Origin of the sequence: Cupriavidus sp. SHE (genome assembly GCF_000812445.1) — a bacterium.
Taxonomy (GTDB): domain Bacteria; phylum Pseudomonadota; class Gammaproteobacteria; order Burkholderiales; family Burkholderiaceae; genus Cupriavidus; species Cupriavidus metallidurans.
This window is the reverse complement of sequence record NZ_JWMB01000039.1, coordinates 104,201-111,329: the sequence shown is the minus strand read 5'-3', so window position 1 is coordinate 111,329 and position 7,129 is coordinate 104,201. Positions and strand designations below refer to the sequence as shown.

The following is a 7,129-nucleotide window of genomic DNA, read 5'->3' as shown; positions in this document are numbered from 1 at the left end:
CTCTTGGAGCGCTTCTTGGAGCCTCCCATCAACATCACTACACCGCCTTCGGAAGCCGGTTAGAAGTTCCCTTCATCAACCGGCTATTCCGAATACCCTTTCTTTACAGCTTTCCGTTACGAGGTATCAGAACGGAATATCGTCGTCCATATCCTCGAAGCCGTTCGACGGTGCCTGTTGCTGGCGACGCTGGCCGCCTTGCTGACCGCCGCCCTGGGCACCACCGCCCTGGCTGCGGCCACCACCGCCTTGCGATTCGCGGCTGTAGCCACCGCCACCGCCCGCACCGGCACCGGCACCGCCGCCGTAGCCGCCTTCATCGCCACCGCCACCACCGCCCTGGCCACGGCCACCCAGCATCTGCATCTGGTCCGCGACGATTTCGGTGCTGTACTTTTCCTGACCGGACTGGTCCTGCCACTTGCGCGTGCGGATGCGGCCCTCGATATAGACCGACGAACCCTTGCGCAGGTACTGGCCGGCGATCTCGGCCAGCTTGCCGAAGAACGCGATGCGGTGCCACTCGGTGGCTTCCTTGAATTCGCCGGACTGCTTGTCCTTGTAGCGGTCGGTCGTCGCCAGCCGGATGTTGGTCACGGCATCGCCGCTGGGCATGTAGCGGGTTTCGGGGTCGGCGCCCAGGTTGCCGACGAGAATGACTTTGTTGACCGATGCCATGTAGATGATCTCCAGGGACCGCGCCCTTTCAGCGCGGTACTAAACGTAAGGAACGTGCAAAAAAAGCTGGGACGTAAACGACATCACGCGCCCTACGGATGAACCGTCAAGCGCGTGTTCATGCTAACGCCAATACAGCAGGAAAACGTAGCGGACTAATACCGATACGAAAAAAACTGTGCCTAAGCCGCCACCGCAGAAGTACTCCCTTGGCTACGGGCCGGGGGCGCCTTCATGCTCCACGCGATTATAAGCCAGAGCACCAGAACCACCGCGCACCCTATGAACACTGCGCTGCGTCCTTCGTGCTGGAGCAGCCAGCCGCCGGCCACGCCACCGAGGAACAGGCCCAGCGACTGGGTCGTGTTGTAGACGCCAAGCGCCGCGCCACGGCTGACCGCTGCGTAACGCGACACCAGCGACGGCTGCATCGCCTCCAGCACGTTGAACGCGACGAAGAACAGCAGCAGCACGCCGACGATCGGCCAAAGGCCGTGGACCGACGCGAACAGGATCTGGACGACCGTCATCAGGGCCACCGAGGCCAGCAGCACCGGGCGCACCTTGCCGTAGCGCTCGGCCGCCATCATCGGCGCCAGCATCAGCAGGAACGACACCAGCACGACCGGCAGATAGACCTTCCAGTGCTGGTCCAGCGGCATCCCCGCGTCGCTCAGCATGGCCGGCACCACCATGAACATGGCCACCTGGCTCGCATGGAGCGCCAGCACGCCGACATTCAGACGAATCAGGTCGGCATTCATCAGCACCTGGCGGAACGGCAACCGCACCGGATGCGGCGGCGGCGGCGCAGGCACCAGGAACAGCGTCACGCCGATCGCCACCACGCCGAATACGGCCATCAGGCTGAAGATGCCCGACATACCGATCGAATGCAAAAGTGGCGAAGCAATCACCAGTGAGAGCGCGAACGTCAGGCCGATACTGCCGCCGACCATTGCCATGGCCTTGGTGCGATGGCGTTCACGCGTCAGATCCGCGATACAGGCCGTGATGGCCGCCGAGATCGCGCCCATGCCCTGCAATGCGCGGCCGATGATGATGCCAGTCAGGGTATCGGAGAACGCTGCAACCAGCGCGCCGGCCACGAAGAGCAGCAGCCCCGCGACCATGACCGGCTTGCGCCCGACCCGGTCGGACAGCCAGCCCAATGGAATGTGCAGGAAAGCCTGCATCAGCCCGTAGATCCCCATCGCGATGCCAACCCGCTGGGCATCGTGCCCGTCGGGCAGCGTGCGCGCGTACTCGGCAAAGACCGGCAGGATCAGGAACAGGCCCAGCATGCGCAGGGCAAAGATGCTGGCGAGTGTGAGGCTGGCGCGCAACTCGCCTTTGGTCATGCGGTCACGCACGGGCTCGGTCCGGGTGGACTCGTCGGCAAGGGATGCGGGCTGGGAAGAAGGCGGGATCGACGGCATTGCGGTCGTATAAGGAATCTGGTCCGGTCGGCGACAGCTTCGATCGTCCGAACGCCGGGAAGTTGCTGACGCGGGGCTGTCTCCACCCCGTTGTCATTCGCCAGTCTGGCGCCGGGCAACCCCGGAAACCGAAGTTCGGTATATTAGCAGGTTTGCTTCCCGCGCTTTCCGCATCACGCTCCGCTTTCGGCGGGCCCGGAAATCGCGTGTCGCGGCAGGCTGGCGCCCCTGTTTCGGGCGCCCCAGGCGTTGCGCAAGGCACATTGACGGGGATATGGAAGAAATCAAGATCCGTGGGGCGCGTACCCACAACCTGAAGAACATCAATCTCGACCTGCCGCGTAACAAGCTTGTGGTGATCACGGGGCTGTCGGGGTCAGGCAAGTCGTCGCTGGCATTCGACACCCTCTACGCCGAGGGGCAGCGCCGATATGTCGAATCGCTGTCCGCCTACGCCCGCCAGTTCCTGCAACTGATGGAAAAGCCCGACGTCGACCTGATCGAGGGGTTGTCCCCGGCGATCTCGATCGAGCAGAAGGCCACGAGCCACAATCCGCGCTCGACCGTCGGCACCGTCACAGAGATTCACGACTACCTGCGCTTGCTCTTCGCCCGCGCCGGCACGCCCTACTGCCCCGACCACGGCATCGCCCTGCAGGCGCAGAACGTGTCGCAGATGGTTGATGCGGCGCTGGCGCTGCCAGAAGACACCAAGCTGATGATCCTGGCGCCTGTGGTCTCGGACCGTAAGGGCGAGCACACCGACCTGTTCGACACGATGCAGGCGCAGGGTTTCGTGCGCTTCCGCATCCGCTCCGGCGGCGGCACCGCGCATGAGGCCGAGGCCAAGGTCTACGATGTCGACGCGCTGCCCAAGCTCAAGAAGACCGAAAAGCACACGATCGAGGTGGTGGTCGACCGCGTCAAGGTCCGCGCCGACATCAAGCAGCGCCTGGCCGAATCGTTCGAAACGGCACTGCGACTGGCCGATGGCCGCGCGATCGCGATGGAGATGGACACCGGCCGCGAGCATGTGTTCAGCTCGCGCTTTGCCTGCCCCATCTGCTCCTACTCCTTGCAGGAGCTGGAACCGCGCCTGTTCTCGTTCAACAACCCGATGGGCGCCTGCCCTAGCTGCGACGGCCTGGGCCAGATCACGTTCTTCGATCCGAAGCGGGTGGTGGCCTTTCCGAACCTCTCGCTGGCCTCGGGCGCGATCAAGGGCTGGGATCGCCGCAACCAGTTCTATTTCCAGATGCTGCAGAGCCTGGCGGCGTTCTACGAATTCGACACGGAAACCCCGTTCGAGGAACTGCCACCCGAAGTGCAGCAGGTAATCCTGCACGGTTCCGGCGAAACCGAGATCCCGTTCACGTATATCAACGAACGCGGCCGCACCACACTGCGCGCGCACGCGTTCGAAGGGATCATCCCGAACCTCGAACGCCGCTATCGTGAAACCGATTCGGTGGCCGTGCGCGAGGAACTGGCCAAGTACCAGAACAATCAGGCGTGCCCGGTCTGCCAGGGCACCCGCCTGCGCACCGAGGCGCGCCATGTAAAAGTGGGCGAGGCCGATCAGGCCCGCGCGATCTTCGAGATCAACGGCTGGCCGCTGCGCGACGCGCTGACGTACTTCCTGACGCTGGACCTGCATGGCGCCAAGCGCGAGATCGCGGACAAGATCGTCAAGGAAATTACCGCCCGGCTGAACTTCCTGAACAACGTCGGGCTCGACTATCTGTCGCTCGAGCGCAGCGCGGACACGCTGTCCGGCGGCGAGGCGCAGCGCATCCGCCTGGCCTCGCAGATCGGCTCCGGCCTGACCGGCGTGATGTACGTGCTCGACGAGCCGTCGATCGGCCTGCACCAGCGCGACAACGACCGCCTGATCGGCACGCTCAAGCATCTGCGCGACATCGGTAACTCGGTGCTGGTGGTGGAGCACGACGAGGACATGATCCGCGCGTGCGACTACGTGGTGGACATCGGCCCGGGCGCGGGCGTGCATGGCGGCATGATCGTGGCGGAAGGCACGCCGGACCAGATCGAGAGCTCACCGGCATCGCTGACGGGGCAGTACCTGTCCGGCCAGCGCCGCATCGAGGTGCCGAAGACGCGCGCCCTGCCCGACGACGAGCGGCTGCTCCGCATCGTCAACGCCACTGGCAACAACCTGCGCAACGTTACGGCCGAAATCCCGGTGGGCCTGCTCACCTGCGTCACTGGCGTTTCTGGTTCAGGCAAGTCGACGCTGATCAACGACACGCTCTACCACGCGGTGGCACGCCATCTGTATGGCTCGACTGCGGAGCCCGCGCCGCATGACCGCATCGAAGGCCTCGAGCACTTCGACAAGGTCATCAACGTCGACCAGAGCCCGATCGGCCGCACGCCGCGCTCGAATCCGGCTACTTACACCGGCCTCTTCACGCCGATCCGCGAACTGTTCGCGGGCGTGCCCTCCGCCAAGGAACGGGGCTACGACCCGGGCCGCTTCTCGTTCAACGTGAAGGGCGGCCGCTGCGAGTCATGCCAGGGCGATGGCGTGATCAAGGTGGAAATGCATTTCCTGCCCGACGTCTACGTGCCGTGCGATGTCTGCCACGGCCAGCGCTACAACCGCGAGACGCTAGAGGTGCTGTACAAGGGCAAGGCCATCTCCGAGGTGCTCGACCTGACCGTCGAGCAGGCGCACGAGTTCTTCAACGCCGTGCCGGTGGTGCGCCGCAAGCTGCAGACGCTGCTCGACGTGGGCCTGGGTTACATCCGGCTGGGGCAGTCGGCCACCACGCTCTCCGGCGGCGAAGCGCAGCGCGTGAAGCTGTCGCTGGAACTGTCCAAGCGCGACACCGGCCGCACGCTGTACATCCTCGACGAGCCCACCACGGGCCTGCATTTCCACGATATCGAACTGCTGCTCAAGGTCATCCACAAGCTGCGCGACCAGGGCAACACGGTCGTGATCATCGAGCACAACCTGGACGTCATCAAGACGGCGGACTGGCTGATCGACATGGGCCCGGAGGGCGGTGCGGGTGGCGGCCAGGTAATCGCGAAGGGATCCCCGGAAGTCGTGGCCGCCAGCAAGGCGAGCTTCACGGGCAAGTATCTGGCGCCTCTGTTGAAGAAGCAGGGGTAGGTTTCCAGGGCGTGGTCGGAAGTCGACGCGCCCTGCCCTCTCCCCCAACCCCGCTAGCGAGCGCCCGCTACCGCCGCAACCTTCTCCTCCGGATCCTCCTTCATCCGGCTGCGGTTCATCATCCCCGCCCGCTCCAGCACCGGATATGCGGTGGAGCAGAACAGCGAATTGAGCCGCTTCAGTTCTGCGATCAGATCCAGATGGAGCGAGCTGGTCTCGATGCTCTCCACGGTCTGCACGGCCACACGCTGCAGGTGCGAGCGCGACAGATCGCGCTCCAGATCGCGGAAGGCCGCCTTCTCCGCCATCAGTTGCTGGGCGCTGCGCAGATCACCGGTCAGGAACACCGACAGTCCCAGACGCAGGTTCGCCACCACGCGGGCGTGCATCTCGGCGATCTCCTGCATGCCGGCCTCGGAGAACGACAGGTTGTGCGCGATCTTCTTTTCCTTGGTGTCGACGATCACGCGTTCGATCAGATCCCCCGCGTGCTCCAGGTTGATCGTCAACGAGATAATTTCCGTCCAGCGCTCGCCATCGTGCTCATCCAGCGCCTCGGTGCTGATCTGCGTCAGGTAGAGCTTGATTGCGGTGTAGAGATCGTCGACTTCGTTGTCGATACGACAGGTGGCATTGGCCAGCTTCAGATCGTTGGTCCGCAGCACGCGCAGCAGGTTGTCGAGCATTTGTTCGACGCGATCGCCGATGCGCAGCACCTCACGCGCGGCGTTAGACAACGCGAGCGTCGGCGTGGACAGCGCGGCCGGATCGAGGTGGCGCGGCGTGACCTGGCTGTCGCCGGTGTTCCGGCCCGGCAGAATGGCCTCGCACAGGCGCGCCAGCGGCGCGGTAGCGCCCAGCAGCAACAGTGCCAGCGCCACGTTGAACAGCAGATGGAAGTTCACGATCATCCGCTGCGGCTCGCTGCCAACCAGCGCCAGCAGTTCCTCGGCCTTCGTCAGCAGCGGCAACGCGATCACGCAACCGAGCAGGCGCGACAGCAGGTTGCCCAGCGTCACGCGCTTACCGGGCTGGTTGTTGCCCGACGTCGACATCAGCGCCGAGATACCCGAGCCGAGATTGGCGCCCAGCACCAGCGCCATGGCCACGTGGATCGACACCACCCCGGCCGATGCCAGCGCGCCGCAGAACAGCACCATGGCCAGGCTCGAATAGCAGAGGATCGTCAGCACCGCGCCGATCAGCATGTCCAGCGCGGCGTCGCCAGTCAGCGTGCTGAATAGCACCTTGACACCGGCCGCCTGCACCACGGGCCGCGTGGCGATCGAAATCAGTTCCAGCGCCAGCGTGATCAGACCCAGCCCGATCAGCACGCGCCCCACGTGGCCGGCCTTGCTGCCCTTCCATGACAGATGCAGGATCACGCCAATAAAGATCAGCAGCGGCGACAGCCAGGACAGATCGAGCGAGAACACCTGCACCATCAGCGCGGTACCCACGTTCGCGCCCAGCATGATCGCCAGCGCGGGGGCCACCGCGATCAGTCCCTGTCCGACGAACGAACTGACGATCACGGCCGTGGCATTGCTGCTCTGAACGAGACCGGTCACGCCGACGCCCGCGAGGAACGCAGCAAACCGGTTGGACACGCTGACGGAAAGCACGTGGCGCAGATTGGCGCCGTACACGCGCAGGATACCGACCTTGACTATGTTGGTGCCCCAAATCAGGAGCGCCACGCCGGAGAGAAGATGAAGCAATACGCCCATAGTGCAGCCTTCTTCGTGACCGGTGCCGCGAGGGGCGGAAGCGAGGCGCGCAGCCCGGTCATCGCCTTGTTATTTCAAGGAGGCATTATGCGCCCCCCTGCCGAAGGGAGCAAACCCGGGAGGGGGCGGCGATTCGAGCC

4 protein-coding genes are annotated in these 7,129 nt (G+C 64.6%); 1 reads left to right on the top strand and 3 read right to left on the bottom strand.

What is annotated here, in order from left to right:
* Nucleotides 1-126 precede the first annotated feature (126 nt).
* Both RN01_RS19780 and RN01_RS19775 read right to left on the bottom strand, forming a co-directional pair.
* On the bottom strand, nt 127-678 hold the full coding sequence (locus RN01_RS19780) for a single-stranded DNA-binding protein (protein ID WP_017514424.1): 552 nt from the start codon (nt 676-678) through the stop codon (nt 127-129).
* Nucleotides 679-860: 182 nt separating this feature from the next.
* A complete protein-coding gene (locus RN01_RS19775) occupies nt 861-2,117 on the bottom strand; it encodes an MFS transporter (protein WP_024569507.1) in 1,257 nt (418 codons plus the stop codon).
* Between the two features lie 274 nt (nt 2,118-2,391).
* On the opposite strand from RN01_RS19775, the gene uvrA reads away from it, so the two are divergent.
* Entirely contained in the window at nt 2,392-5,259 is a 2,868-nt protein-coding gene (gene uvrA / locus RN01_RS19770) for an excinuclease ABC subunit UvrA (RefSeq protein WP_024569508.1), read from the top strand.
* Nucleotides 5,260-5,312: 53 nt separating this feature from the next.
* Here the strand turns inward: uvrA and RN01_RS19765 are convergent, their stop codons facing one another.
* Nucleotides 5,313-6,989 (bottom strand): Na/Pi cotransporter family protein, encoded by a 1,677-nt coding sequence (locus RN01_RS19765; RefSeq protein ID WP_011515198.1) that lies wholly within the window; start codon nt 6,987-6,989, stop codon nt 5,313-5,315.
* Nucleotides 6,990-7,129 lie beyond the last annotated feature (140 nt).